Origin of the sequence: Streptococcus sp., assembly GCF_019414905.1 — a bacterium.
Lineage (GTDB): Bacteria > Bacillota > Bacilli > Lactobacillales > Streptococcaceae > Streptococcus.
The window spans coordinates 1-2,207 of sequence record NZ_DXLC01000038.1 but is presented as its reverse complement, the minus strand read 5'-3'; the positions used below and the strand labels follow the sequence as shown (position 1 = coordinate 2,207).

Sequence of the window (2,207 nt, the reverse complement as noted above, 5' to 3'; positions counted from 1 at the left end):
AGTACAGCTTGCGGCTAGCTTCCTAGTTTGCTCTTTGATTTTCATTGAGTATCAATCTGTACCCATACAATTACATTTTTTTTATCTTGTGATTCCTTCTGTTCTGAATTAAAATGAAATGGTAGCTACCAATATAAATGATGAGGAAAAAGAAATGACTGAAAATCGTTATGAATTAAATAAAAACTTGGCACAGATGCTCAAGGGTGGGGTTATCATGGACGTTCAGAACCCTGAACAGGCACGTATTGCAGAAGCTGCTGGTGCGGCAGCTGTGATGGCCTTGGAGCGGATTCCGGCTGATATCCGTGCAGCTGGTGGGGTTTCCCGCATGAGTGATCCAAAGATGATTAAGGAAATCCAAGAAGCAGTTAGTATTCCAGTGATGGCCAAGGTCAGAATCGGGCACTTTGTTGAAGCTCAGATTTTAGAGGCTATTGAAATTGACTATATCGATGAGAGTGAAGTTCTATCGCCAGCTGACGACCGTTTCCATGTGGACAAGAAAGAATTCCAAGTTCCTTTTGTTTGTGGGGCTAAGGATTTGGGTGAAGCCTTGCGTCGTATCGCTGAAGGAGCTTCTATGATTCGCACAAAAGGAGAACCGGGTACAGGAGATATTGTCCAAGCTGTTCGCCATATGCGTATGATGAATCAGGAAATTCGTCGCATTCAAAACTTACGTGAGGACGAACTTTATGTTGCTGCTAAGGACTTGCAAGTCCCTGTAGAATTGGTTCAATACGTCCATGAGCATGGGAAATTGCCAGTTGTAAACTTCGCTGCTGGGGGAGTTGCAACGCCAGCAGATGCAGCGCTAATGATGCAATTAGGGGCAGAGGGGGTCTTTGTCGGTTCAGGTATTTTCAAGTCAGGAGATCCTGTTAAACGAGCGAGCGCCATTGTCAAAGCGGTAACTAACTTCCGTAATCCTCAAATCCTAGCTCAAATCTCTGAAGATTTAGGAGAAGCCATGGTTGGTATCAATGAAAATGAAATCCAAATCCTCATGGCTGAGCGAGGAAAATAGATGAAAATTGGAATATTGGCCTTGCAAGGTGCCTTTGCAGAACATGCAAAAGTGCTAGATCAATTAGGTGTCGAGAGTGTTGAAATCAGAAATCTAGATGATTTTCAGCAGCATCAGAATGGCTTGTCGGGTTTGATTTTGCCTGGTGGTGAATCTACAACCATGGGCAAGCTCTTACGAGACCAGGATATGTTGCTTCCTATCCGAGAAGCCATTCTATCTGGTTTACCAGCCTTTGGAACCTGTGCGGGCTTGATTTTGCTGGCTAAGGAAATTACTTCTCATGAAGATAGTCATCTAGGAACTATGGATATGGTGGTCGAGCGAAATGCCTATGGGCGCCAATTAGGAAGTTTCTACACGGAAGCAGAATGTAAGGGAGTCGGTCAGATTCCAATGACCTTTATTCGAGGTCCGATTATCAGTAGTGTTGGAGAAGATGTAGAAATTCTAGCAACAGTGGACAATCAAATCGTTGCAGCCCAAGAAAAAAATATGCTGGTAACTTCTTTTCATCCAGAATTGACTGATGATGTGCGCTTGCACCAGTACTTTATAAATATGTGTGACAAAAAGATAGTGGAATAAAAATTGATAAATCAAGCTTCGATTCGCTTTTTCCAAAGAATCATTTTTTAAGTCATCTGACAGTATTCTGTGATGTTAGATTTATTTACGATAAATTAGAAAAGAATGATTGTTTTGACTTAGGGCATAAAGCTTATATGCTGAATATGGTGTTCAAGTATCTTTTATTTATTGAAAGCACTTTAGAGGATGGAGTTAAAATACTATTCTATACTGCTTAATACTCTTAGAAAATCTCTTCAAACCACGTCAGTTTCACCTTGCCGTAGGTATGGTTACTGACTTCGTCAGTTCTATCCACAACCTCAAAACAGTGTTTTGAGCTGACTTCGTCAGTTTTATCTGCAACCTCAAAGCTGTATTTTGAGCAACCTGCGGTTAGCTTCCTATTTTGCTCTTTGATTTTCGTTGAGTATAAAAATGATGTATAGGACTGGTCAAAAAGATCACTTCGAAAATAGCAAAAAACGAGTATCTCTACAGATGGAGATACTCGTTCTATTATGTGTGAAGCTATGAGTCTGTCTTGCTCCATAGGATGCGCGTAGAAGTTTATACCAAAAAAATTCCAAAAGCGACACAATAAAGG

2 protein-coding genes and 1 pseudogene are annotated in these 2,207 nt (G+C 41.0%); 2 read left to right on the top strand and 1 reads right to left on the bottom strand.

The features are described from left to right. The first annotated feature begins 154 nt into the window (after positions 1-154). Together pdxS and pdxT are read left to right on the top strand one after the other, a co-directional pair. Complete coding sequence (gene pdxS, locus QZ359_RS01030; RefSeq protein WP_000138517.1) at positions 155-1,030, top strand: pyridoxal 5'-phosphate synthase lyase subunit PdxS; 876 nt, start codon at positions 155-157, stop codon at positions 1,028-1,030. After that, a complete protein-coding gene (gene pdxT / locus QZ359_RS01025; protein WP_261079753.1) occupies positions 1,031-1,618 on the top strand; it encodes a pyridoxal 5'-phosphate synthase glutaminase subunit PdxT in 588 nt (195 codons plus the stop codon). Between the two features lie 226 nt (positions 1,619-1,844). Here the strand turns inward: pdxT and QZ359_RS01020 are convergent. After that, positions 1,845-2,207, bottom strand: a pseudogene (locus QZ359_RS01020) (hypothetical protein); the annotation flags it as partial.